We start from the raw sequence: 26,567 nt of genomic DNA, 5'->3' as shown, positions 1-26,567 counted from the left end.
CAGCCTTTAAGCAAATGGATATGCTGCACAAACAGTGTAGCCCGTTATTCCTGCATTTGCCGGTTGAAACCTGGTTTACTTTTATACAAACTGACTGAGCAGGATCACACCAAGCAATCCAAGCACTGAAACCAGACTTTCCATCACTGTCCAGGTCTTAAAAGTCTCTTTCAAACTCAGGTTAAAATATTCTTTAAACATCCAGAAACCAGTATCATTGACATGAGAGAACATTAAACTGCCTGCTCCAACAGCCAGTACCATTAATTCTGGTGAGGCCCCGGCAGTAATAAATGGAATTACCATGCCCGAGGCTGTAAGTGCTGCTACTGTAGCAGAGCCCAGGGTAACTCTTAGTAAAGCTGCAATCAGCCAGCCCAGCACTAATGGCGAAACGTTCATACCAGCTGTCAGCGTCTTCACCTGATCACCAATTCCACTATCTACAAGAATCTGCTTAAAAGCACCTCCCGCAGCAATAATAAGGATAATCATCGCAATACTCTTCACGCCTTCTACGCAAGAGTCCATCGCCTTTTGCATCGGGATCTGCTGTATAAATATCGTGATGATAATTGCCATTGTCAAAGCAACCGTAGGATTGGCAATAAAGGTAAGTATATGCTGTGCTGCGAGATTATCAGTGATTAAAACGCCTACAGTACCTACTACAATAAAAAATATCGGGGAAAGTGCAATGATGAAACTTTTTAAGGCAGAAGGCAGATTTTCTTCTCCATGCAGGTCAAGCTTTTGATGTTCCCTGTTCCCTTTAGGCAGTTTAATAATTGCTCTTGGAAAAAAGACCCCTGCTATAATAGCTACAGGAATACTGATGATCAAACCGTAAATAAGTGTGCGGCCAATATCTGCGTGAAAAATACTCGCTAAAGCAACGGGCCCGGGATGAGGTGGCAGAAAACCATGGGTAACAGACAGTGCGGCAGCCATTGGAATACCCACATACAGTTTAGGGAGTTTAGCTGCCGAAGCAATCGTAAAGACCAATGGAATTAATACCACAAAACCTGCATTATAAAACAAAGGGATCCCAACCAGTATACCTGTCAGCAATACTGCCCATTGGATGTTCTTAATTCCAAAAATCCGGACCAGTACAAAGACTATTTTCTTCGCAGCACCACTATCTTCTGCCAGTTTACCAACCATAGCCCCCAGAGCCAGCACCATCACCATATCTCCCATGGTATGACCTATACCTTCGCTGACGGAGTTCATTACCTTTTGCACAGGTAAACCCAGCATTAAGCCGGTTACCACCGCTACAATCAGCAGCGCAAGCATCGGGCTTACTTTTTTAAGGATCAGGATCAGCAGGATAATTATCCCAGACAGCACGAGTAATAAGTCCATAGAAGAATGATTTAATAATTCTTGTTTTCAGCTAATGTTTAAAATGTAAGAAGCCGTTTAAAACTTTCATTTTAAACGGCTTCTTAAGATAGTATTTTATGATTAAACTACAGGCTTTAGCTGAATATAATCTGCCATTACTTTTAAAGTTTCATCTTCCAGGAAGTCAAAGCTCTCCTCCTTCTTGATTTTATCACCTTTTTTAACTGGGGCAAGCCCTCTTGTCGCTCTCAGCTTATTGACTTTTTCTAACGATTTTACTTCCAGACTATCTCTTTCTGCTTTCAGTTTATTTTCATTCAGCGTAACCGATGTTTCCAGATTACGTTTTTTCATATCTGCAATATCCTGGATCAGTATTTTATAATCCAGAGAGTTCTCCATTCTCGCCTCATGCAGTTTAGACAGTTCAGTTCTAATAGGAGCAAGATCAGCTACAGCTATAAAATTAGATTTTTGAACCTCATCCCATGGCAATGCCGAAGGTTCGGTATCCTCTCCTATTTTATCCATCGGGTAAAAAGACGGCAAAGTAATATCAGGCATTACCCCTTTATGTTGCGTACTACTGCCATTCACACGGTAAAACTTACCAATAGTTAAATTAATCTGACCTAACTGAACATCAGTATCACCGTTCACTTTTTTCTTACCGGTTGCAGTAGTATTTCTCTTTGCAATACTGGCCAGACGCTCCAGGACAGACGGATTAACCAGCTTATTTAAATCAATTGGCTGCTGTACCGTACCCTTACCATAAGTTTGTGTACCTATAATGATCCCTCTTCCATAATCTTGTATAGCACCAGCAAAAATCTCTGAAGCAGAAGCCGTTGCACGGTCTACCAAGACTCCAAAAGGGCCATTCCAGGCCACTCCGGCATTTTCATCACTATCTACTTCTATCTCGCCTTTCACATCCTTAACCTGAACTACCGGTCCCTTATCAATAAATAACCCCGTCAGGTTAATAGCCTCCAGTAAAGATCCGCCGCCATTGGCACGAAGATCCATGACAATCGCATCTACTTTATCCTTATCTTTGAGTGTATCAATTAATAGTTTTACATCACGGGTTGTACTTTTATAATTAGTTTCTCCAGCAATTGCGGCCTTCGCATCTACATAAAATGCAGGGACACTGATAATACCAATCTTATAAGGCTTACCATTAGACTTAATAGTTTTCACCTCTTTTTTAGCAGACTGATCCTCCATCACAATCTTCTCCCTGGTAATCTCCACAATTACCGGTTTTGAAGACATATCGTGACCTACAGGAATGATTTTCAATCTTACTTTAGTTCCTTTGGGCCCTTTTATTTTAGCTACAGCATTGTCCAGTCTCCAGCCAATAATATCCTCAAAATCTCCTGTTTCCTGTGCTACAGCAATAATACGGTCACCTGCATGCAGTAATTTACTTTTATAAGCCGGTCCCCCAGGGGTAACTTCCGCAATCTTCAACACATCATTTACCGATTGCAGATAGGCACCAATTCCTTCTATTGAACGTGACATCTGTTCATTAAACTCACTTGCATTAGCCGGGTTAAAGTAATTTGTATGCGGGTCTATCGTGCCTGTAAAAGCATCCATAATCACCTGAAATACATCCTGATTATTCAATTTAGAAGACTGCAGTTTAAGGTTCTGATATCTTTTAGTTAAAGATTCTGCATTTTTAGCTTCCGTTGTTCCTCCGGCAAGCCTTAAATTGATCAGTTCATATTTAACCTTTCTTTTCCAGATATCATTCAGCGCAGCAACAGAAGTAACCCAGGGCATATTCGCCCTGTCAAAAACATAAGTATCCTGCTGATTAAAATTATATTTATCTTTAATATGAGCCATCGCATAATTCAGGGTCTCATTATATCTTTTAGAATAAACATTGAAAATATAAAATGGGATACTCAGGTCTCCAACCCTGAAAGCATCATCCAGCATAGTTCTGAATTGTTCAAACTCCTGAATATCCGAAGCCAGAAAATAATTGCGGTAAGGGTCTAATGCTTTGATATATTTATCCAGTATAAGAGATGAAATGGAATCATTGATTGCTACTTTTTTATAGCTATAATTTTCTACCAGCGTGACAATCTGCCTGCAGACTAAACTTTGTTTCTCATCGGGCTTAATATTAGGGATACCTTCAACATGCTGTAGTGGTTTCGGAGTAGCCTGGCAGGCCATTGCAAATGCAGTGAAGATTACCAGTAATATACGTTTCAACATCTCTTTAAATAATTTAAAATCCATTTTTATAACGGCGACTAATATAATGCCAGTTATTTATAAATATCTAATAAAATCCTTATCTATCAAAAAAGGGACAAACTATAAAATCTGCCCCCTGATTACAAAAATAAAATCCCTGTTATTCTACTACAGCGCGGAACATCAATGCGCCTACCGTTAAATTTGTACGCCCGTCAATTAAGATCGCCGAGCCATTAGCTTTGTTATCGGTATATAGATCAAAAGCCAGTTCATCGGCAGTTTTAACCACTACCCGGCCTATATCATTTAATTTAAACTCATGAGTCTGTTCCTTTTCCAGCGTATTGATATTTACTTTATGCAAAATCTCTCTGATTTTACATTTGGTCAGTTTACTGTTATGCTGTAAGAAATAAGTAATAGAATCGTCCATTGGCTTATTATCCATCCAGCACAAATCTGCTTCTATCAATTGAGAACGCTGCGGCAAATAGTTTGAATTAACCAGTACATCTCCCCTGCTGATATCAATATTATCTTTCAGGTGCAGCGTAACTGACATCCCTGCGGTAACCTGGTCTGGTGTCTGATCAAATACCTCAATTCTGTCAATTACAGAACTGCTGCCAGAAGGTAAAACAGTGACCTGATCATTCACTTTAAAGGTACCACTCAGAATTCTGCCTGCATAACCTCTGTAATCATGCAGCGCATCAGTTTGAGGGCGGATAACCCATTGCACAGGCATCCTTGCATAATGCAGATCCCGGTTAGCAGTAACTTCTACAGTTTCCAGAAAATCCAGCAGACTAGTCCCTTTATACCAGGGCATATGCTCAGAAGTATACACAATATTATCCCCTTTCAGAGCGCTTACCGGGATAAACGTAATATCCTGCAGATTCAGCTTCGCAGCCATCTTTTTATAATTCTCAGTGATCGTATTGAATACTTCTTCACTGTAACCTTCCATGTCCATTTTGTTGATACAAATAACCACATGACTTACACCCAGCAAAGAAACCAGGTAAGAATGTCTTATGGTCTGCTCCACCACACCATTTCTCGCATCCACTAAAATGATGGCCAGATTTGCTGTAGAGGCACCTGTAACCATATTACGGGTATATTGTATATGTCCTGGCGTATCTGCAATAATAAACTTCCTTTTCTCCGTCTGAAAGTATTTATAAGCCACATCAATTGTGATTCCCTGCTCTCTTTCTGCCCGCAGCCCATCCGTTAAAATAGCCAGATCAATTGTTCCGTCATCGTTTTTGCGGTTCGACTGCTGCAGAGCTTCCAGCTGATCTGCCAGAATAGAATCTGTATCATATAATAATCTGCCGATCAGGGTACTTTTCCCGTCATCAACACTTCCTGCTGTAAAAAACTTAAGTATATTCATTAAAAGTATCCTCCTTTTTTGCGGTCTTCCATCGCTGCTTCAGACACTTTATCGTCCAGACGGGCACCACGTTCACTTATTTTTGATGCGCTGATTTCATTTATTATATCATCAATCTGATCAGCATCAGATTCCACTGCCGCCGTACAGCTCATATCCCCTACCGTACGGAACCTTACTTTGCGGTGAGTCACTATATCTGCATCATCCATATTCAAAAAAGGAGATGCAGCCATCAGCTGCCCATTTCTGGTGATACAATCCCTGTTATGGGCAAAATAAATAGAAGGCAGACTCATATTTTCTCTGCGGATATAATTCCAGACATCCAGTTCAGTCCAGTTACTGATTGGAAATACCCTTACATTTTCTCCTTTATGGATTTTACCATTATAGATATTCCATAATTCAGGGCGCTGACGCTTAGGGTCCCATTGGCCAAATTCATCTCTGACAGAGAAAATCCTTTCTTTAGCCCTTGCTTTTTCTTCGTCTCTTCTGGCGCCGCCGATACAGGCATCAAAACCATGCTGAGCAATTGTATCCAGTAAAGTAACAGTCTGTAAAGAATTTCTACTCGCATTTTTACCTTTTTGCTCAATCACTTTACCCTGATCAATTGATTCCTGTACATAACCTACAATCAGTTTTTCACCTAAACGCGCTACCATTTCATCGCGGTAGGTAATGGTTTCTTCAAAATTATGCCCGGTATCAATATGTACCAGTGGAAAAGGGAATTTACCCGGGCGGAAAGCCTTTTCAGCAAGTCTGACCAATGTAATAGAATCTTTTCCACCAGAAAACAACAATGCTGGTTTCTCAAATTGCCCCGCTACCTCACGCAGAATATGAATTGCTTCTGCTTCTAATTCGTCTAAATAATCTAAATTATATTTACTCATGTGTTTCTCTTTATTTTGTGGCATGTAAACCACATTCCTTCTTTGACTGATCTTCCCACCACCATCTTCCTGCTCTGAAATCTTCACCTTCCTGAACTGCCCTGGTACAGGGAGCGCAGCCGATGCTGGGAAATCCTTTGTCATGAAGTGTATTGTATACGATATTGTTTTTCCTGATATAGGCTTTGACCTCATCCAGGCTCCAGTAAAAAATAGGATGAAACTTAATCAACTGGTTCTCTTCGTCCCATTCCAGGTTTGACATGTCTGTTCTGTTTAAAGACTGCTCAGCCCTGATTCCTGTAACCCAGCATTTATTACCTTTCAGCGCTCTTTTTAAAGGCACTATTTTCCGGATAAAACAACACTCTTTTCTATTCTCTACAGATTCATAAAAACTGTTTGGCCCCTTTTTAGAAACCATGTCTTCCAGTGCTGACGCATCCGGATGATAGGCATGAATAGGTTTCTGATAATTTTCCAAAGTCCTGTTCCATACATAGTAAGTTTCAGGAAATAATCTGCCAGTTTCCAGTGTAAACACTCTAACAGGCACATCATTAGCAAATATCAGATCAGTAATCACCTGATCTTCCCAGCCAAAGCTGGTAGAAAAAGTAATTTGTCCGGGGAACTTCTGTGCTAAAAAGGACAGTGCTTCAACGGGCCCCAGATCCTTTATTTGCGCAGCTATTTCTTCCAGGTACGCTTTCATTTTATATAACTTTTATAATAAACATAATAATACTCCTTAAGCTCACCGCAATTACGATAATCCCTACAGCGACCATAATACTCTTCACCGAAATACGGTTAGAAACTTTTGCCGCTATCGGGGCTGCTAAGGCACTGCCGATAACCAGTCCGGCTACCGCTTCCCAATGTGCAGATTTCAGCATCGTGATAAAAGTCAGCGAGCTCATCAGCGCAATAAAGAAACGGGTAAGTTTGACTGTTCCTAAAGAGAACCTGGCATTTCTGCCGCCGGCAATCAGGCTGGATAAAACAATAGAACCCCATCCGCCACCACCTACAGCGTCAATAAAGCCACCGAAAAGACCCAATAAAGTAATCTTCTTAATCTTTCCACCCACTCTTTTTTTAGCTACATTAAAAGCTTTGGAAAGGATCACACCACCAAGTATCAAAGTATATAAAGAGATAAATGGTTTGATATAGGTCCCGTAATGTTCTAATGAAGACAATAGATAAGCGCCCGTTACAGCACCCAGAATCCCTGGAATGATCAATAGCTTAAATAGTTTCCAGTTGATATTTCCCATCCGGTAATGCATCCATCCGGCTATTCCATTACTGAGTACTTCAGAAAGATGGACACCCATACTGGCCGAAGCCGGCGGGATACCCATAGATAATGAAAAAGCAGTAGAAGTTACCCCATAAGACATTCCTATCGCGCCATCGACCATTGCGAAAATAAACCCTCCTGCCAGGAACCAGTAGAACATAGGATTAATTTCAGCTACAAAAGTCTGAAACTCTGGTTCCCTTTGCCAGAAAACAGCAATCAGCACTGCAATGGATAATACAATGGTTAACCAGACCAGCAATCTGAATTTTGGAAAAGAATTTTTCTGAGCAACCGGCTCTGTAAGCACGGCACTAACCTCATTCAGTTTCTTAACTTTTGAATTGAAATCTCCTTTTAAAGTATTACGTAATAAACTCATTTGCTGCAAAGTAATATCCAGTTCACCCGGTAGGTTATCATTAAACAATTCTTTTAATCTTTTAGCAATGGTTGGTGATTTACCATTGGTTGAGATAGCTATTTTCAGGTCTCCTTTTTTCACGATAGAACCCAGGTAGAAATCACATAAATCTGGCTTATCAGCCACATTTACCAGTAATTTCAAAGCATGGGCGTCACGTATGATCTCTTCATTTAATACATTATTATTGGTTGCAGCAATGACTATATCAGCTTGTACAAGATCATCTGCTGTATAACTTTTCTTCAAAAGCTTTACTTGCGGCGAGCGTTTCGCCAGGTCATACACCTGTTCAGCAATCTCTTCAGCAATCACCGTAATTCCTGCCTGCTCACTTTGAGCAAGCACTGCATTCAGCTTCTCCAGCCCTACAGGGCCTGCACCGATAATAACCGTATGCAGCTGATTGAGCTTTAAAAACACAGGAAATAGTTGATTGCCTTTAAGTTCTTCCACAGTTTATAACTCTTCTTTTATAGCTGCAAAAAAATCTTTAATCGGCTGAAATTGAGGATGCAGAGAAACCACCTCGCCAAATACTAAAATAGCTGGTGCCCCGATTCCTTTTTCCAGAACGATCTCTTCAATCGTATCTACAATACCAATAGCCAGTTTTTCTTCTTCAGTTGAACCGCTCTGGATTACAGCAACAGGTAAATTCTGTTTTCCTTCCTCTTTATAAAGTCTGACAATCTCTTTCAATTTGTTTAAGCCCATCAGAACAACTACTGTTGCTTTAGTACGCACAGCTTCATAAAGATCATTGGAGATTGCTCCCGAAACTGTTGAGCCGGTAACAACCCAAAAGCTTTCACTTAGTCCGCGGTGTGTAACCGGGATTTGCTGTAAGCCAGGTACCGAAATAGAACTTGACAATCCAGGGACCATTTGTGCCGGGATATTATAACCTGCCGCAAAATTCAATTCTTCATAACCACGGCCAAATACAAATGGGTCGCCACCTTTCAAACGAACGACATGTCCGTAGTTAAGGGCATAATCAACCATTAATTTATTGATCGCTTCCTGCGAATAAGAATGTTCACCAGAACGTTTTCCTACATATACTTTGATCACATCAGCCGAAGCATAATCTAATACTTTCTCATTGACAAGGGCATCATATAAAATCACATCTGCATCTTTCAATGCATTTGCACCTTTCATCGTGATCAGTTCCGGATCTCCCGGACCAGCACCTACCAGTGTAATTCTAGGCTCCCTGATTTTTCTTTTTACTGTTGAATTAATTTCCATTGACCTGCGCCTCCCTCTTCGCTCTCATTGCCGAATAAAACTGTGTTGCCTGCTCCAGATAAGCTGTTGCAAACTCTTCAGTTGGTTCATTTTTATTAATCTGTAAGACCAGTTCGCTAAAAGCCGAAGGTAAAACCACCTCACCTGTTTCAACAAAATTGGCGTCAAATTCTTTGATTACCCCAGTTTGTGTACTGCTGCTGATACTTTTATCTAATAATAAAGCTTTCGCTGTATTCACAAAAACACTGTAAGCATGGTAAATTGCATCAGACCAGGCTTTGCCTTCAAAAGCAGCATTTGCCCATACTAATTTCTCTTCCCCTTCCAGTAAAAGTGTAGCCACAAGATCAATCACCACACCCGCACATTCACCAACACCAATGGCAGTCACAAAAGTTTCCTCATGCCCCCAGTCTACAAATTCTTCGTCTTTTAAAGCCGTAAGATCTGCCAGTGGTTTCAATAACTGGTAAAAGTGATCTTTACCTTTCGCATCATAATACTGGTGGAAACTCTCCTCAGCACCAGAATTACTGCTGTAATCGTCTAAAACTGTACGCAGGATGGCCGGTGCACGTTTAGTTGGCGCTTTAATCACACGCTCAGCTACCCTGCCTTCCCCATCACCTACGGTTCCGCCGCCTATCATTACCTGCACTGCAGGTACAACTTTTCCATTTGCTTTGACCGAACTTCCATGAAACCCAATATGTGCCAGGCCATGCTGACCACATGAATTCATACAGCCGCTTATTTTAATCTTAATGTCTTTATCGTAAATCAGATCAGGATATTCTTCATGAATTACCCCTTCCAGTACCGCTGCAAGAGACATACTGTTTGCAATACCCAAATTACAGGTATCCGTACCCGGGCAGGTCGTAATATCGCCTACACTATCAAATCCCGGAACTGCAAAATCCAGTTCATTTAATACAGTATATAATGGGATCAGCGCTTCTGCTCTGACAAATTTCAGTAACAAGCCCTGATTCTGTGTAATCCTGATTTCGTCAGCTACATAAGGTCTTATTGCCGCAACAAATAACCTGGCTTTATCAGTTTTGATATCACCTACAGGTACTTTGATATATACGCCATAAAAGCCACTCTGTTTTTGAGGGAATACATTCGTATCCAGCCATCTTTGATAATGGATCTCATCTGCAGGACGGATATCAGATACCCCAATTGCTTCAGGTAACTGAGGCAGTGGCACAGTTCCCAGATCAACTTCAAAACTTTTTGACTTATTCGCCGTGACTTCTTCTGCAATTAAACGGGTCACTTCTTCCAGTCCAAGTTTTTGAACCAGATATTTTAACCTTGCTTTATTTCTATTTGTTCTTTCACCATGACGGTCAAAAACCCTCAAAACAGATTCTGTATAAGGAATTAACTGATCTTCGGGAAGAAAATTATGAACCACACTGGCCAGAAAAGGCTGTGCACCCAATCCACCAGCAAACATGACCTTAAAACCACGTTCTCCTTTTTCATTCACTTTAGGAATGAACCCTAAATCATGGATATAGCTGAAAGCAGTATCCTTCTCTGTAGCTGAAAAAGAGATTTTTATTTTCCTGCCCATTTCCTGGCAGATAGGATTACGTAAAAAGTATTTGAATACGGCCTGCGCATAAGGGGAAACATCGAATAATTCATCCGGGTTAATCCCTGCATCAGGCGAAGAAGTCACATTTCTAACGGTATTACCACAGGCTTCACGCAAAGTTATATCATCACGTTCAAGCTCTGCCCACAGTTCGGGTGTACGGTCCAGGCTCACATAATGAATCTGAATATCCTGTCTGGTGGTTAAATGCAGGTTTCCGCTTCCGTATTCATCAGAAACATCAGCAATGCGTAATAATTGTTTAAAGGTGACTTTTCCAAATGGCAGTTTAATACGCACCATTTGCACGCCCGGCTGCCGCTGACCATAGACACCACGTGCCAGTCGCAGACTGCGGAACTTCTCATCGTGTATTTTTCCTTCACGGAAGGCACGGATCTTTTGTTCAAGATCTATGATATCTTTTTCTACTACCGGGTTCTCCAGCTCCGTTCTAAAACTTTGCATGTCAATAAATCTTGGTTAAGGATTGTTTTGTTTTACAGACGCTTTCAGGGTCCATTATTTCAAAGATATATATTCTAGATAGATTTAGTAGTATTAAATGTAAAAAAAGAGTAAAACACTAATCCAAAGAACATTAAACGGATATTTTCAATTTTAACAAAAAAAAGAGCCACCTCTTCTTTGACAAAGAGGTGGCTTATACTGAATTTACAATGTTTAAGCTTATTTGATCATTTGTACAACTTTTCCATTCAGGGAAACCGTTGCACTATCTGATAACAAGTAATTTGTTTTTACAATTTTAGGATCAAGCAGATTCAATTTACTCTCTCCGGGAACATTCAAAGTCGCGTTATTAATTTTGGTATCTTCAGATAAAGTCAGTTCAGAACCCCGGCTTGTTTTAGTCCCAACAGTTGCGTTTAAAGTCTGTATGTCCATCTGGTTCAGAGAAACATCTACGAAGGATGCAATTTGCAGATCCAACTGCCCAAGGTGGTAGCCTTTCAAGCTGATCTCACTGGTACCCGGCCAATAAGATTCATCTTTTTTTAAGATATAATATGGAGTAGTTGTAATGGCGTTCAGTTTTTTAGTAACGATAGTAATCATACCATTAACCCGTTGAGAGCCAATTCTTTTTCCGGTTTCGGATGTACTCAGGTTCAATACGTTCCCTTTGACATCGAACTTTACCAGATCTTTTATATTTTTCGAGATCCATATTCCTTCTTTATCTCCATATTCAATTTGAATAGAAGACAGCTTTTCAGTTTGCAGATTTAGTTTTTCTACTGCAATGAAAGCCGTAAAATCCATTTCTTTAAAGCGGTTTTTATATGCTCCGGTTAGGTAAGCAGCTTTGATTGTATAATTAAAAGCCGCTAAAGATCCCAATATAATCAGGAGGGCGGTGAGGATGAGCATTGTACTTGTCTTCATGGTTGTTCAGGTTGATTATTTGTTTGTATAAAGGTTACATAGCGTGATTGAATTTCTTCTATACTGATATCCAGCATAGAAATATTTCTAAAAAACTCAGGAAGTTCTTGTCCAAGAAACCTTTCCTTCCTATAGTCTTTTAATTTTCCCTTAGCATCCGGAGCAACAAAAAGACCGATCCCCCGTTTATTGATAATTATTTCTTTGACCTGAAGAAATTCATAAGCACGCATAACGGTATTCGGGTTTACCTGAAGATCTCCTGCAAGTTCCCGGACAGAAGGAATTTTCTCAATCCATTTCTCTATCAGTATATTATCTCCCACAAATGCTGCGATTTGAAGATATATAGCTTCGTTTTCTCTAAATTCCATTTTATACTTGTTTTTCTTTCAGTTTGAAAAAGGATGCTGCCCATAGTACCAGCGTAACGACAAAGATCATCGTAATCACTATCGTATAAGAATGATCAGAAGGCCCTATATAAATATGTTCATCTTTACCAGGCCCGTGAAGGGATACTCCAGCAAATAAGGGTTGTACACGTGTACCATTTTTAAAGAAAAAATCCATCAAAGGAATATTCAACAATTGTATGATAATCAACACAATAAAAATAGCAAAGGCAGTTTTAATGAAATGCATTTTCTCAAAAAATATAGCTCCAAGGAAAGTTGCTCCATGCAGCAGAGCAAAGATCAAAAATCCAATCAGCAGCTTATCCTTATGCTCTCCCATATTAATCAATACATTCTTTACATCCGGGTTCAGGTTACCTATATTGATTATAATCAGGTCAACCGTAAAAAAACAGATGATAAAAATTACCTGAAAGATTAAATAAGAATAAACCCAGCCCACTAAAAAACGTTCAAAATGTGATACTGGTAATGTCAATGCAGGGATAGACTTCTTTTTATCACCCAGGCCGGCAAATATAATACTGGTGAAAACTGCACCTGATAAGAATAGAAAAATATAGAAATAGCCAAACTGCGCATTTGTACCTAATTGTCCACCACTTAAATAAGCGGTACACCCCATCATTAAAGATAAAATGCCAATAAAAACCGCAGTCGATATCAGGTAGGATTTGTAGTGTTCTGTTGTATGTTTATTAAATAGCTTAAAAAAGCGCTGAAGATTAAATATGTTGTTCATATAAGTTATTTTAAGCTGTCAATAATCGATTGGTGACCAGATATAATGGCATTAAAAAGCATTTCCATATCTACCCTGCTGAACTTTTGCCCGCTGTTCAAGCTGATTGTATTGATACCAATTGCATTTTCTTCTACATAGAGTATATCTGTTTCATTGGCCAGGGATTTTGTCGTAAAAGACAAACGTTCAGCGATGTTATCCAGTGAATTATTCAATACAATCTCTTTTTCATGGAGAATTACCAGGGTGTCAATCAAACTATCCAGATCTCTCACCTGGTGCGTAGAAATAATCACACACCTTTCTTCTGTCAAAGCAGAAGCGATAATCTTCCTGAATTGTATTTTAGAAGGAATATCCAGCCCGTTGGTAGGCTCATCCATAATTAGCAGTGGCGTATTGGTTGCCAGGCCAAAACCGATCATTACTTTCTTTTGCTGCCCAAAAGACAATTTGTGCAATTGCCTGTCCTGCGGCACATCAAATTGCTTCAGTATCTGAATGAACTGTGCAGCATCAAAATTCGGATAAAAATGTGCTGTACTCTCCATAAACTGTATTGCAGTTAGTGCAGGCATGAAAAGTTCTTCAGGAATAAAAAAAAGATCCTGCAAAAAAGCGGGTAAACGATCTGCCGCATTGTAGTGGTTCAGGGTACAATGCCCGGCTAAAGGATAAACGAGTCCGGCTATGTTTTTCAATAAAGTTGATTTCCCCGCTCCATTCTTACCAAGAAGACCATAAATATGGCCTGCTTCTAATGTTAAATTCAGGTTCTTGAACAATAATGAGTTTTTACTATAGCCAAAGGTTAAGTTTTTTATCTCTATCATGGTTTAGTGTCTAGGTGTATTAGACATCTAATACACTACAAATGTAATAAATAATTTAACCAGTGCAACTTTTATTCAATAATTATACTTAAAAAAATAAGACAAAAAAAAAATACCCGGACATCCACCCGGGTATTTTTTTTATCAACTAAACCTTAACTTGAAAATACTAACCAAATATTTTACTTGCACAAACATACATTCCCTATATAAAGTCAGTGTTAAAATAAAATTTAATCTGTTGATCGTGTTCTTGCTGCTTATTTTTTATCTAAATTTCGCATCTTTTCATATTATCATAACCACAAATGCTGATTCTAGCTTATATCATTCTTGCACTGGTTGCCATATACCTGCTTATTTATCTTTACAAAAAGAACTTCTCTGTTAAAACACAGCTTGAAGAATTTAAACGGGACTGGGGCAGTCCGAAAAATAGCAGGTACATTGATATCGATTTAATAGAGAACTATTTTTTAAACACCATTAACGAATCCTCGCAGAAATTACAACTGATTTCAGACAAAATAGCTGATGATTTATATCTCAATGACATTTTCAAGCTCATTGACAGGACAACATCCAGAATAGGGCAGCAATTTTTATATGCAAGACTGAGAACTATTGATAAAGATCAAACGGACTTAGTCTTTCTGGACAAATTTGCAGATACCATTACAGCAGATGAAAAGCTAAGACTGGACACACAGATGACCCTGCAATTATTAGAGAAAAATGATTCCTACTATTTTCAGGATCTCGTTTATGCGAAAAAAATAGAGGCACCCGAATTTATGCCGATCGTCTATATCCTTTCTTTATTAAACGTGCTGTGCCTGATTGTTTCGATCTTTCACCCTGGCTTTTTATTAGTTTTTTTCGGGATATTCATCATCAATTCAGGTATTCATTACTGGAATAAAAATAAAGTAAGTGTCCATACTTCTTCCCTGGGAGAATTCCTCAAAGCTTTTGAAACTGCTAAAAAATTAGATGCAGATGTAAAGATCAGCAGCTCTTTCCCTGAAACTGCAGCATTACTTAAAGAACTAACTCCTTTAAAGAGAAAAATGCTCGGCGTGAAACTTGATAATATGGCAGAAGCTGATACAGTAATGATTGGCTATATGTTATTTGAATTGCTTAAGATTGCATTTAACGTAGAAATTATACTTTTCTATTCTATTATCGATTCATTAAGATCAAAAAAAGAAGCCTTAAAAAACCTGTTTAAATTTATTGGAACAGTAGATACCGCTATTTCAATTGCCTCCTTAAGACATTCCTGGGAAGGTGAGTATTGCAAGCCTGTTTTCAACCAGGAAAACTGCATGGATATAACTGGCGTAAAACACCCGTTAATCGTCAGCTGCGTCCCGAATGACCTGGATCTGCAACATAAAAATTTATTGCTGACCGGCTCTAATATGTCTGGAAAAACGACATTTATCAGGTCAGTAGGTGTGAATATGGTTTTGGGACAAACACTATTTACCTGTATGGCAAAAAAATTCAGCATGCCTTATTCCAGGATATTTTCTTCTATCACCATTGCGGACAGTTTGCTGGAAGATAAAAGTTATTATTTCGAAGAAATGAGGATCATCAAAAATTTTATTGAAGAATCTGTCAGCGAAGAACCTTGCTTTTTTATCCTCGATGAGATCTTTAAAGGAACAAATACGATTGAAAGAGTCTCTGCTGGAAAAGCAATCCTCTCCTACCTTGCAAAAAACAATAATTTCGTATTTGTATCTACGCATGATACAGAGCTCAACGAATTACTGAAAACAGAATACGATCACTATCATTTTTCTGAAACTATTGCAGAAGAAGAACTCGTTTTTGATCATACCATTAAGAAAGGTCCGTTGAAAACAAGAAATGCAATCAGAATTCTGGAAATCAATAACTATCCGGCATCAGTTATTGCAGATGCCAATGCGACTGTTGATTTAATGATGAAGGATTAATTAAATCCTTCATCATTATCAATGGTTTTATTTTAAAGATGGTGCTAATGGCCAGTCTACGGGAATCTCCGTTACCGCATGCAGATAATTGGTGATTACTTTATCACCTATGATCATGATGATATCAACCAGGTTTCCTTCATTATATCCAGCTTCATAAAATTCTGTCAAAAGCTGTGCATCCGCATGGCCTTTGTTTTCAGTTATACTTTTAGCTAATTGAGCCAATATGGCAAGTTTAGGATCAAAAGTTATCTCTGCTTTACGGATTTCTATAATCTGCTCGTCAGTGAAACCATTTTTCTTCGCAAAAACCGTATGTGCACTTAAGCAATAAGAACAGTCATTGATTTCGCTCACTACCAGATTAAGAACTTCACGTTCTTTAGCATTGATAGAAGTTTTTGAATTTTGCAAAGTTAGAAAATTTCCTAATGCATGGTCAGAATGTGCAAATGTCGCGTACAGATTGGGTACGAAACCGATCATGTTTTTCAAATTATCAAAAATAGCCTGGTTAGCTGGTGTTACTTGTTCTCTTGTTGGAATTGTGAAAGTTTTCATGTGCTTATAATTTAGTGTCCTTTCAGAAACTGTTGTTTAAGTTTCATTTATTGAACACCACAAATATCCAGCTTCATCAGTACCCACCGAATAGAGAAACTTCCCGAAGGTTTGTAACAAATGCCTTAAGCACTTTTGGCACTTCTGAAATCAGAAGGCGAAAAAGAAGTATGTTTCTTAAAGAAATTACTAAAATATGCAGCGTCATCAAAACCCAGATCATAAGCAATCTCTTTAGCAGATTTATCTGTATAAATCAATAAGCGCTTAGCTTCCAGCACTATTCTTTCCTGTATCACAGCCAATGGCGATTTATGATTGTAAATCGCAAACAGATTGGACAGCGTTTTTGGCGAACGATTTAAAAGCTCTGCATAAAACTGTACCTGATGTTGTAAGCGAAAATGTTTCTCCACTAATAAATTATAACGGCGAATAATATCAAGTTTATCATCTGTAAGATTTTTATCGGCTACATATTGTCCCTTTGCCAACCGGGTAGTGATAATGATCAGTCTTTTAAGCAGCATACGCAACATTTCAAGCTGAATATTATCGACTGTATTAAATTCTTCAATAAATATTTCAAAAAGAAGGGTGATCTTTTTTTGCTCCTCTTCATTGAGCCTGATGAACATATTACCTGTCGATCCATAAAATAAAAAGCCTACGCAACTTACTTCCTTATCATGGTCAACAATACAATAGAAACTCCTGTTATATTGCCAGGCCACTATTTGTTCTGGCTTTTCGAACTGGAAAGACTGATTAACCATCAGGGGCAAAACACTCTGCTCCGGAAAATCATATTTTACGCCATCAATGGTAATTTCCTGTTTGGCCCCTTTATTCCAGGCGATGGTCAGGAATTTTTCCAAATGACTATGCTGAAAAAATAAGCGGTCAAAACCGGCTTCATTAATAATCAGATGGACCTCTCCTTTACTAACGGGCTCTAAATACTGGAACTTCATATACAGGTTATTGATAAAATATGTAAATTTAACGCATTCCACTGTCTTTATAAAATATCGCTTATTTCAAGCGGATGAAAACCAAATCCGTGTATACTATCTGTACATCCGACAGCTGGTAAATGCACAATATTTTCAAATATTTTATAAAGAAATCAATGACACAATCTATAAAAGTTGCCTTATTAGGCGCAACAGGAAAAGCTGGTCAATACCTGCTTCAAGAATTACTGAAAGAAAAATATAGCGTAAAATCACTGATCAGGAACCCTGAAACCTATATGATCTCCCATCCCTTATTAGAAATCGTAGCTGGCGATATCAAAGATCTGGATACCGCACGTCAATTACTAAAAGATTGTGATGTGGTGATCAGTACAATCGGCCAAAATAAAGACGAAGAATTGATTTCAAGCCTGGCCACGCTAAATATCATGAAAGCTATGAAAGAGTCTGGTATTACAAGGTATATACTGTTAACCGGGTCAAACCTGGAAGTTCCCGGAGATCAGAAAAGCGCCAAAAACTTAGCAGGTACAGCCTGGATGAAAAGCACCTTCCCGGTGATTGTGGCAGATAAGCAAAAAGTCTATGAAATACTGACTACAAGTCAAATAGACTGGACAGTTGTCAGGTTGCCATGGATTGAACAAACCAATGAAAGACGGGGATTGATTGTTGATTTACAGGACTGCCCGGAAGAACTGATCAGTACGACAGATCTTGCCGACTTTCTGATTACCCAGATTACGGATACAACATATGTGAAAAAGGCTCCTTTTGTGGCAAGTCAAAAAAACAGGTAATCCTTATTAGACAAATAAGAAAGGGGCCTGTATAAAGGCCCCCCTTCTTTATATACTATCAAAAAAGAGCCTCAAAAACTTATTTCAAAGCCTCCACTTTAAAGTCTTCAAAAGTTACCGGAAAACTCAGTTTACCCGGAGCCGCAGCTACCATGCCGATCTGTACTTTTACTCGCGGCGGAAAATAAGCCAGGCGCAGCATCTCATATTTCTTCTGATCAAAAGAATATTTAATCTCTACATAATCACCTTTACGAAGCAGTTTCAACCAAACAGATTCAGGACTATCATGTCTTGGGACAACAGACCAGTCTGAAACTTCTCTAGTCACTACTGCACTGATGTTCTGGACCCCATCTACATATTCAATCCCTGTTTTAATCCAGTTCTTATCATCTATCCTGATCATTAACCCTGCCTGATGAAAAAGTTCCTGATAGTGACCGGTTATTTTTACACTGGCTTCAAAATCCACTTCTATTTCCTGGAAATAAAAAGGTCCGTTATCACGTTTAAAACCATAATGAGTAACCTGCCAGTAATCCGTATCCGGCTCTACAATAAAAGTTAAACTGGCAGCATTTCCTTTCCATGTGCCGGGTTGATTGAACCATTTCATAGTTAATGATTAATTTTGAACAAGCCTGATTTTATCTTGATTTAAAGCTGTAATATAGGAAGAAGCAATTTAAATCAGGAATAACATTTTACCGGCCCCCGCTTGTTTTCCAGGAAGGTTCTTAGTCCGATCATCAATAAGGACAGTATTCCAAAACACATGCCTACCCAGGGCGGAGTTGCGATTCCGCTTGTTGCGATAAACCATCCACTGACAATGGTTCCAACAGAAACCCCAAGATTTCCAAAAGACGTAGCCAGGCTATTCGCAAACTCCAATGCATTTGGCGCGGCAGAAATCATATAAGCAGAAGCATTGAGAAAACATGGGGCATATAAGAACCCCCAGATTGCAATTACCAATATAGTCATCCACGTATTTCCACCCGAATACTGTAAAGCAAAGGGTACGAAAATTGTTCCGGAAAGAAAAACAGCAGTAGTTTTAGAGACACTTTTACTCAGCATTTTGCCAGAGATCCAATTGGAGACGATGCCTGTAACGCCAAACAGGAAAAGCATATAACTAATCATTTTTTCATCCATATGTTTTACTTTTCCAAGGTAATCTGCAAAATAGCTGTAAGTAGAAAACCAGGCAGCAATCATAAAAAAATTCATTGCCGTACTGATCAGAAAAGATGATTGTTTGAGAATCTGTAATTGGCTGCCATAAGATTTTCTGGCTGTAACAGGCATTGGTGGCAGCATCTTCATAATTCCAAAAACCGCCATTGCACTGACTACTGTTTGTACCATAAATGAAGCTTTCCAGTTAAATATACCCGCTAAATAAGTTGCCAGCGGAACTGTAGTCACCATGGCTATCGCAATTCCACCCAATACAATCCCCATCAACTGGTGTTCATGTTTTTTATCACCCGAAGCTACTGCTGCCGCAATAGCTGTAGAAATATAAACAGGTTGCAAAAAAGCAGGTAAAATGCGTACAGTCAGTAATAACCAAAAAGGCGGCCCAAAAGAAGAAACAATCCCTGTAATTAAGAATATAGCAATCGCAGTGAGCATGACCTTTTTACGATCAAATCCCGAAGCCAGAAGTGTCATAAAAGGGCCCGTCAATGCGATAACCAAAGCAAAAGCACTTAATAAAACTCCAGCTTTATCAATAGTAACCTGATAATGGTCAGCAATCTGTGGCAATACACCGATAACACCAAATTCTGTGCTGATAATCCCTATCATACCCAGACAGCCTATATAGGCCGTTTTTTTACGCATTATCATGGATTATTTGCTTTCTATCAGTGAATAAAACACATTTTTGAAAAGATAGCCGAGATCCCAGTAAGAGTCAGGCATATACTCTTGTGTAAAAACAAGACCGATCAGATTTTCTTTCGGATCTACCCAGTAATGCGTGTTATAAGCACCACCCCAAAAGAAAGATCCTGTACTCAAAGGATGAAGATAACTGTTTCGTTTATTGACCAGACCCCAGCCCAGTCCAAACTGAAAATCTTCCCCTTCCCCATTGATGTGCATGCTTTTAGTCAATTGATTTTTCAGCATCAGTTCAATAGTCTTTTGACCGATCAATCTTTTTCCCTTATAAACACCTTTATTTAAGACCAGCTGAAGAAATTTTGAATAATCAGCCGTTGTTGAACTTAAGCCGGCACCGCCAGATAAATAAATATCATTTAATAAAGGATACTGATTCTCGTTCCCTTCGTAAATAAGCCCTTTCTGTTTATTCAGTTTACCATTTACCTTTTGGTGCAAAGCGACCAGTCTTTCACTTTTCTCCTTCGGTAAATGGAAATAAGTATCCTCCATTTCCAGCGGATCAAAAATTCTGGTTTTCAGGAAATCGTTCAGGCTTAACCCGCTCCAGATCTCGATTAACCTTCCCAGCACATCAGTATTCAATCCATAAGTAAAAGCTTCGCCTGGCTGATGTAAGAGTGGTTGCCTGGCCAGTAAGGCTATTCTTTCTTTGAGTACGCCCTTACTACCCAAACCAGTAGAGATACCAGCTTTAGCATAAATTGCATTCATCCGTTCGTCAATAGAAAAGACAGGGTAACTTAAACCTGAAGTATGACGTAATAAATCACGGATAGTAATTTCCCGTAAAACCGGTTTTGTGGTGTAACTGCTGTCTGTCGCATTAAATTGCTTAAGCACCTGGGTATGCTTAAACTCAGGAATATATTTAGATACAGGCTCATCCAGCAAAAAAAGTCCCTGTTCCCAAAGCATCATGGCCGCAATACTGGTTATAGCTTTAGTCTGTGAAGCAATCCTGAAAATACTGTTCGGCTGCATAACTTTCTCCGTTTCAAGATCTGCATAGCCAAATGCCTTATTATAAATTGTATGCCCGTCTTTAAAAAGCAATATACTGACTCCGGCCACTTGTTTTGTTTTGGTCAGCTGTTCTGCCAGGTTATCTATACGATGCAGTTTTTCTGTTGTTATACCTGTTGTTTGTGCTTGTAAATTCAGTCCGGATAAAGCCATAGTTAACACTAAAGGATATTTAGTCATTTCGATTATATTAAAATTGAGCTGGCTAAATTAAAAGGTAACCCCTATTTTTGTATGCTGTACAGCCTGTTGTACGGTACATACAAAAAAGTAAGTAATGGCAAAGATCAAAGAGAATTCGACGAATAACATGAATAGAAAATACATCACAAGTGACTGTGATTTAACCTATTCTGTATGTATGGTAGGTGGCAGATGGAAGCTAATTATTTTATGTAACCTGGAAGATGGGAAACTGCGGTTCGGCGAGCTGAAAAACATAATATGCAACATCACAGAGCGCATGCTGACTTTACATTTGAGAGAATTGGAAAGTGACGGCATTATTAAACGTACCGTATATGCGGAAGTTCCGCCAAGAGTGGAATATGAATTGACAGCAGTAGGAAAAGAACTGATTCCTATCTGGAAACAGCTCAGTGAATGGGGCGCAAGACACCGGAAATTAAATCCCCCGGTCTCTGATCATTTCGCCTAATAATTGTACTAATTCTTCGGACAAATCATCATCCGTAATCCATTTCATACCCGAGTCAATATCTTCTTTCGGATAAATCACGCCCAGAACCAATGGAACAACTACGCCATTCACCGTTTCATCATAAGATACAATATACTGGCTATTATTTGTCGAAGTAACTGTAACTGTATGATGTAAAAACCTTATACTAAATTCGTCCATTATATCTCAAATCATTTACGGAATAACCGCATATTTTTAATCAAACGGGCTGACCTTTACCAAAGAAATCAGCCCGCTTTTTATATTATCCTTTTAAAATTTTACTCTTTTCTACATCGAACTCCTCCTGAGTAAGTATGCCCGCATCAAATAACTCTTTCAAATCCATCAAAGCTTGTTTTTTAGCAACCATATCGTTAGCTGGCGCCGCACTTCCCGTATTGGCCTGTGCCACAGGTTTCACTACAGTGCCCGGATCACTGAATTTAAGAATAAACTCTGTAATCTCATTATATCCTTTGATATTAGAATAATCAATTGCTTTCTGCTCTTTTACATTGATCACATTCACATCAGCATTGTGCTCCAGTAAGAATTTAACAATGTCTTTCTTACCATTGGCTGCTGCATAATGTAAAGCTGTATTCCCTGACTCATCCTGATAATTGATATTGGCATCTTTCTCTGTCAGTAACCTGACCATACTCAGAAAACCTGATTTAACGGCCACATGCAGTAAACTTTCTCCGCTGCAAACCTCGCTGTTCAAACTAAAGGCACTACCCAAAGAAAGGTCTGCCGCCTCTTCTACCCAATCCAGGTAAGAATTCATTGCTCCGTCAGATTTGTTGAATGGTCTCGCATAATTAACATCCAGCCCATTTTCTATAAATGAACTGACTGCTTCTTTCTGATTATGTGCAACAGCATACCAGATTGGCGACATTCTGCTTTTCGAAGAAACAAAAATATCTGCACCTCTTTTGACCAGGAGTTTAACAATCATCTGGTTATTTTCATAACAGGCAATTAATAAAGCACTTTCACCTGCATCGTTAATATGATTGATATCAGCCCCATTATCTAATAATAACTCTGCCATCTGGGTATTTTTAGCCTTTGTAGCCAGCAATAATGCATTATCTCCAAGGTTATTGGTTTTATGAATAGCTGCCCCATGTTCTAAAAGTGTTTTTACAATCTCCCGGTTACCGCATGCTGCTGCATTAAGCAAAGGGGTTTCTGCATCATTATTCTCTGAATCCACTGCCAGGCCGAGATCGATCAGTTTTTTAAGCACTTCAATTTGTGCAGTTCTTGCTGCAATATGTAAAAAGCTATTGCCCTGATTATCATTCAGACTAACCTTAGCATCCTTTTCAATCAAAAAAAGGCCTGTTTGTTTCTGCTTATTGACCATAGCAAAATAAAGCGGGGTTTCTCCATTATGATCTTCATAATCGATATCAGCCCCTTTATCTGCCAATATTTTTACAATATCCAGGTATCCCCTATGTGAAGCATAGTGTAAGGCGGTACGGCCTTTTTCGTCTGTATATTTAACATCTGTTTCATCTGCAGAAAGTAGTAATTCTGCTATTTTTCTATTGCCGTTTTCGCAGGCAATCAGGAATGACATTGACATCTTATGAGCTGATTATTTTGCTGAATTGGACATTAATAATTGTACGGTTTTTATTTTGATATTGTTGTTGGATGCCAGCATCAGCGGGGTTTCTTCCTTACTGCTGATCAGATTAACATCTGCCCCTGCTTCGATCAGTAATTTAACCTTTTTATAGATTTCTTTAGCGATACGTTCATCTAAAACAGTGTTATAGGCACATACTTTATGCAATATGGTTTCACCCTGATCATCCTGGTCATTCACATCGATCTGACCTGTGGCCATAGCGATTTCCAAAGTCTCAAATGATTTTTCAGCCAGCCAGTCCAGGCCAGATTTCTGCTGGTCATAGTACGGTGCTTTCTGATTGATATCAGCACCTGCATCCAGAAGTTTTGGTAGGATACTGATATAAGAATTATTGCTCAAACGGCTCAGATAAGCAGTTAACAGCGTATTTCCTGTCTGATCAGTCCGGTCAAAATCAGGAGAAGTATAAGCCGCTAATTTATCATATAAAGCTTCGCTTGACTGGTCAACTACCGCACGGTAAAAAGCAGTTTTTCCTTGCTGGTCCTGTTCATTTGGATCAGCTCCATTCTGTAATAGTAAATCCAGATAACTAACCTTATTATTGCTTACAGCAACCATCAGAGGTGTTTCTCTGACTACATTACCCTTATTGACATCTAAACCTTCACCAATTAAAACCTCCATATAAGCAATTGCTTTTTCTGGGGCCATCATTCTCTTATTGACCACTTCATAAAGAAAACTTTGTTCTGCATTATTGGTATAGTTCACATCACATCCTGCATCAATCAAACATTTGATAACCGCAACATCAGCACCATTTTCAAGTGCATAGCCCAATAAGGTTACATCACCTATTTCATCATTAATGTTATCCAGTTTTCCCATAAAACTATCCAGCCAGGCAATTGAATCTTCATCAACAGGAAATTCACGAATGATAGTATCAAAAATAGTATCCCGGAAAGAATCGTACTCATAGACATCAGTTTCGATAGTTTTATCAGCGATCCAGAGATCAATAATTTCAAATTCTTTAGCTCTGACTACCTGACTGAAAGGAAGACGGAAATTAGGTTGACTGGTTACTTCTTTAGAAATTTTCTCACCAGACTGGAGTAGTGTTTTTGCCTTTTCAAAGTCTCTGGATTGGATTGCATTTACAATTTCACTTTCGATTCTCATTAATTTACGTTGTTTAGATAACCATCAATGCGGTTTCAAAAGAATTAATTTCCGCTGAATGCCCGAATGGTTTGAAAATACCTATAATTATTTATTATAAGTATAACTCCAAATACGATTTAATGTTTTATCCACCCGATAAAATATTTTAGTAAAACTTATTTAATCGTTGATCAGCTTAAAATGAGCATTTTTATAAACCTCTTTTTGCACATGTACCTTTAGATTTCTAAAAGTTTCCAATGGTCCTTTAGTTGCAAAAAGATTAGTTAACCAGGCAGGTATACTGCCCATAGGATCTACTTCCAGTACATATTCTGCCCTGACCTGATTTTTTCCTATAGGTGTAATTGTCCATTTTCCAACGGTATGGCTGATCCGTACTACATTCTTCTTTTCTGCCATATAACCTGGTATACAAGGAGAATTCACCGTAATTACTTTGGTTTGAGGATGCTGTTCAACTTCTATATGCACTACATAATCCCGGTCCTCAACCGGCCATGGGACGTCTACTCTTGAATAATAAATCAGATCTAAGGGTGAAGTCTGTTTGATCATCACATTTTCTACACTATGATATACCCACTCATTACAGGTTTTTACATCTAAAATGGCAGCAAGTAATTGTGAAGAAGTAGCAGGCATATTACTGACTACTTTAATAGCCTTAATCTTTGAGTTTTCTATAGGGCGGGTATAAACCTGAATCCCTTCTTTATTGACAGACAAAGACCAGTTATCTTGTGCCGATACCGGCTTAAGACCAGTAAAAACCAAAATAAAAGCTAAAAATACAGCGTAAGGATAAGTTGAATAATGCATAAAAAAATCACCGTCTTAAAGGATAATTTAATCGGATTACAAAAATACATAAATCGTATTTCCAAGACTATTTTTGTAGCTTTATATAAGTCATCATCAAGTAATTATACCAGAATTTTGCGCTAACCATTTAGATTTCAGTACATTTGTTTAAATAAACTCTAAAAAACCTCCTCAAAACAAGCATTATCTGAAGAAAATCAATACCTAATTAATCGTATCAAACATAGCACTTAAACCCCATTCTATGAGAAAATACCTTTTAGGCGGAGCAGGAATAACATTTAGCATACTTGCCCTGACCATTATAATTAGCTGGATACCTTGTTCAAACCGGAGTTTACCGGAAAAAGTTGTCACTCAGGATTCCTTGTATAACTTGCACGTCAGCAAGATCTATCATGCAGCACATCTTGAACAATCGGGCCTCAGACCTGAGGTTTTTGAAAAAGCACTCACAGGATTCTATAATCTTAAAAACATTGGTAAGGTTTCCAGTGAAAAATCCATTTTAACTATCGCAGATTTTGATCAGAACAGCACAAAAAAGCGGTTGTGGATAATTGATCTGTCCATAGATTCTCTTTTACTGAATACCTGGGTTGCACATGGTCAGCGTAGCGGGGATGATCTCGCCACACGTTTTTCTGACGCCAGGGATTCTAATGAAAGCAGCCTTGGCTTCTATATCACAGCCGAAGTTTATAAAGGTAAACATGGTCGCTCACTCCGTTTGGATGGAATGGATGAAGGTTATAATTCAAATGCCAGAAGCCGTTCTATTGTTGTCCACGGTGCGCCGTATGTAAGCCAGGGTACAATTAATGAATTAGGCAGATTAGGCCGCAGCCAGGGCTGCCCGGCAGTTCCTGCCGAACTATCAGATAAGGTAATCAATACCATTGAGGGAAAAACTGTTATTTTCATTAACGGCAGCCATCAAACCTACTTTTCAAAGTATCTGAATTCTCATCTTGCAGCAAATATGATTGTCCCAATGCAGGATAGCAGCTCAATAGCACGTATATAGATCCCATAAATAGCTTTTAAGGCCTGATGA

General features: G+C 38.8%; 25 protein-coding genes. 4 read left to right on the top strand and 21 right to left on the bottom strand.

Translation table 11 applies throughout. The features are described 5' to 3' along the window. Positions 1-81: 81 nt before the first annotated feature. From HDE68_RS03185 to HDE68_RS03130, 12 genes are all read right to left on the bottom strand, one after another. On the bottom strand, positions 82-1,374 hold the full coding sequence (locus HDE68_RS03185) for a gluconate:H+ symporter (protein WP_183878829.1): 1,293 nt from the start codon (positions 1,372-1,374) through the stop codon (positions 82-84). Between the two features lie 102 nt (positions 1,375-1,476). Then, positions 1,477-3,636: a carboxy terminal-processing peptidase gene (locus HDE68_RS03180; RefSeq protein WP_183878827.1), complete on the bottom strand. Its 2,160-nt coding sequence runs from the start codon at positions 3,634-3,636 to the stop codon at positions 1,477-1,479. Between the two features lie 118 nt (positions 3,637-3,754). Further along, entirely contained in the window at positions 3,755-5,005 is a 1,251-nt protein-coding gene (locus tag HDE68_RS03175) for a sulfate adenylyltransferase subunit 1 (RefSeq protein WP_183878826.1), read from the bottom strand. Further along, entirely contained in the window at positions 5,005-5,910 is a 906-nt protein-coding gene (gene cysD, locus HDE68_RS03170) for a sulfate adenylyltransferase subunit CysD (RefSeq protein WP_183879931.1), read from the bottom strand. The genes HDE68_RS03175 and cysD overlap by 1 nt, the downstream gene beginning before the upstream one ends. A gap of 10 nt (positions 5,911-5,920) precedes the next feature. Then, positions 5,921-6,625: a phosphoadenylyl-sulfate reductase gene (locus HDE68_RS03165; RefSeq protein ID WP_183878825.1), complete on the bottom strand. Its 705-nt coding sequence runs from the start codon at positions 6,623-6,625 to the stop codon at positions 5,921-5,923. A 1-nt stretch (position 6,626) separates the two neighbouring features. Further along, a complete protein-coding gene (locus HDE68_RS26620; protein WP_183878824.1) occupies positions 6,627-8,099 on the bottom strand; it encodes a TSUP family transporter in 1,473 nt (490 codons plus the stop codon). Positions 8,100-8,102: 3 nt separating this feature from the next. Then, a complete protein-coding gene (cobA, locus tag HDE68_RS03155; RefSeq protein ID WP_183878823.1) occupies positions 8,103-8,900 on the bottom strand; it encodes a uroporphyrinogen-III C-methyltransferase in 798 nt (265 codons plus the stop codon). Beyond that, a complete protein-coding gene (locus HDE68_RS03150; RefSeq protein WP_183878822.1) occupies positions 8,890-10,986 on the bottom strand; it encodes a HEPN domain-containing protein in 2,097 nt (698 codons plus the stop codon). Before HDE68_RS03150 ends, cobA begins: the two co-directional genes overlap by 11 nt. A 222-nt stretch (positions 10,987-11,208) precedes the next feature. Beyond that, positions 11,209-11,928, bottom strand: a complete 720-nt coding sequence (locus HDE68_RS03145) for a hypothetical protein (RefSeq protein ID WP_183878821.1) — start codon at positions 11,926-11,928, stop codon at positions 11,209-11,211. Beyond that, positions 11,925-12,302: a GntR family transcriptional regulator gene (locus tag HDE68_RS03140; RefSeq protein ID WP_183878819.1), complete on the bottom strand. Its 378-nt coding sequence runs from the start codon at positions 12,300-12,302 to the stop codon at positions 11,925-11,927. Before HDE68_RS03140 ends, HDE68_RS03145 begins: the two co-directional genes overlap by 4 nt. Before the next feature lies 1 nt (position 12,303). Beyond that, positions 12,304-13,089, bottom strand: coding sequence for a hypothetical protein (locus tag HDE68_RS03135; protein WP_183878817.1), 786 nt, complete (start codon positions 13,087-13,089; stop codon positions 12,304-12,306). Between the two features lie 5 nt (positions 13,090-13,094). Beyond that, a complete protein-coding gene (locus HDE68_RS03130) occupies positions 13,095-13,925 on the bottom strand; it encodes an ATP-binding cassette domain-containing protein (RefSeq protein ID WP_183878815.1) in 831 nt (276 codons plus the stop codon). Positions 13,926-14,233: 308 nt separating this feature from the next. Here HDE68_RS03130 and HDE68_RS03125 point away from each other — a divergent pair, with 308 nt between their 5' ends. Beyond that, positions 14,234-15,898 (top strand): MutS-related protein, encoded by a 1,665-nt coding sequence (locus tag HDE68_RS03125; RefSeq protein WP_183878813.1) that lies wholly within the window; start codon positions 14,234-14,236, stop codon positions 15,896-15,898. A gap of 27 nt (positions 15,899-15,925) precedes the next feature. Here the strand turns inward: HDE68_RS03125 and HDE68_RS03120 are convergent, their stop codons facing one another. Both HDE68_RS03120 and HDE68_RS03115 read right to left on the bottom strand, forming a co-directional pair. Beyond that, positions 15,926-16,462: a carboxymuconolactone decarboxylase family protein gene (locus tag HDE68_RS03120; protein ID WP_183878811.1), complete on the bottom strand. Its 537-nt coding sequence runs from the start codon at positions 16,460-16,462 to the stop codon at positions 15,926-15,928. A gap of 125 nt (positions 16,463-16,587) precedes the next feature. Then, positions 16,588-17,436 carry a helix-turn-helix domain-containing protein gene (locus HDE68_RS03115; RefSeq protein ID WP_183878809.1) on the bottom strand — a complete coding sequence of 283 codons (849 nt, stop codon included), beginning with the start codon at positions 17,434-17,436 and terminating at the stop codon, positions 16,588-16,590. Positions 17,437-17,594: 158 nt separating this feature from the next. Between HDE68_RS03115 and HDE68_RS03110 the strand changes: the two genes are divergently transcribed. After that, positions 17,595-18,242, top strand: coding sequence for an NAD(P)-dependent oxidoreductase (locus HDE68_RS03110; RefSeq protein ID WP_183878807.1), 648 nt, complete (start codon positions 17,595-17,597; stop codon positions 18,240-18,242). Between the two features lie 79 nt (positions 18,243-18,321). On the opposite strand, the gene HDE68_RS03105 is transcribed toward HDE68_RS03110, so the two are convergent. The 3 genes from HDE68_RS03105 to HDE68_RS03095 form a co-directional block, all read right to left on the bottom strand. Next, on the bottom strand, positions 18,322-18,861 hold the full coding sequence (locus HDE68_RS03105) for a DUF1349 domain-containing protein (protein ID WP_183878805.1): 540 nt from the start codon (positions 18,859-18,861) through the stop codon (positions 18,322-18,324). A gap of 74 nt (positions 18,862-18,935) precedes the next feature. Continuing rightward, positions 18,936-20,102, bottom strand: coding sequence for an MFS transporter (locus HDE68_RS03100; RefSeq protein ID WP_183878803.1), 1,167 nt, complete (start codon positions 20,100-20,102; stop codon positions 18,936-18,938). 9 nt (positions 20,103-20,111) lie between these two features. Further along, entirely contained in the window at positions 20,112-21,374 is a 1,263-nt protein-coding gene (locus tag HDE68_RS03095; RefSeq protein WP_183878800.1) for a serine hydrolase domain-containing protein, read from the bottom strand. Positions 21,375-21,471: 97 nt separating this feature from the next. Between HDE68_RS03095 and HDE68_RS03090 the strand changes: the two genes are divergently transcribed. Continuing rightward, complete coding sequence (locus tag HDE68_RS03090; RefSeq protein WP_183878798.1) at positions 21,472-21,852, top strand: winged helix-turn-helix transcriptional regulator; 381 nt, start codon at positions 21,472-21,474, stop codon at positions 21,850-21,852. Here the strand turns inward: HDE68_RS03090 and HDE68_RS03085 are convergent. From HDE68_RS03085 to HDE68_RS03070, 4 genes are all read right to left on the bottom strand, one after another. Then, the gene (locus tag HDE68_RS03085) at positions 21,820-22,056 is read right to left on the bottom strand and encodes a hypothetical protein (protein WP_183878796.1); all 237 of its coding nucleotides are present in this window, start codon (positions 22,054-22,056) and stop codon (positions 21,820-21,822) included. The two genes, HDE68_RS03090 and HDE68_RS03085, sit on opposite strands and share 33 nt — an antisense overlap. 85 nt (positions 22,057-22,141) lie before the next feature. Then, positions 22,142-23,482, bottom strand: a complete 1,341-nt coding sequence (locus tag HDE68_RS03080) for an ankyrin repeat domain-containing protein (RefSeq protein WP_183878794.1) — start codon at positions 23,480-23,482, stop codon at positions 22,142-22,144. A gap of 12 nt (positions 23,483-23,494) precedes the next feature. After that, on the bottom strand, positions 23,495-24,682 hold the full coding sequence (locus HDE68_RS03075; RefSeq protein WP_183878792.1) for an ankyrin repeat domain-containing protein: 1,188 nt from the start codon (positions 24,680-24,682) through the stop codon (positions 23,495-23,497). A gap of 162 nt (positions 24,683-24,844) precedes the next feature. Beyond that, positions 24,845-25,507, bottom strand: a complete 663-nt coding sequence (locus tag HDE68_RS03070) for an START domain-containing protein (protein ID WP_183878790.1) — start codon at positions 25,505-25,507, stop codon at positions 24,845-24,847. Positions 25,508-25,754: 247 nt separating this feature from the next. Between HDE68_RS03070 and HDE68_RS03065 the strand changes: the two genes are divergently transcribed. Then, entirely contained in the window at positions 25,755-26,537 is a 783-nt protein-coding gene (locus HDE68_RS03065; protein WP_183878788.1) for a murein L,D-transpeptidase catalytic domain family protein, read from the top strand. Positions 26,538-26,567: the final 30 nt, after the last annotated feature.

The organism is Pedobacter cryoconitis, from assembly GCF_014200605.1.
In the GTDB taxonomy this organism is placed as follows: Bacteria; Bacteroidota; Bacteroidia; order Sphingobacteriales; family Sphingobacteriaceae; genus Pedobacter; species Pedobacter cryoconitis_B.
Note: the sequence above shows the minus strand (reverse complement) of the source record. Positions and strands in the feature narration are given on the sequence as shown.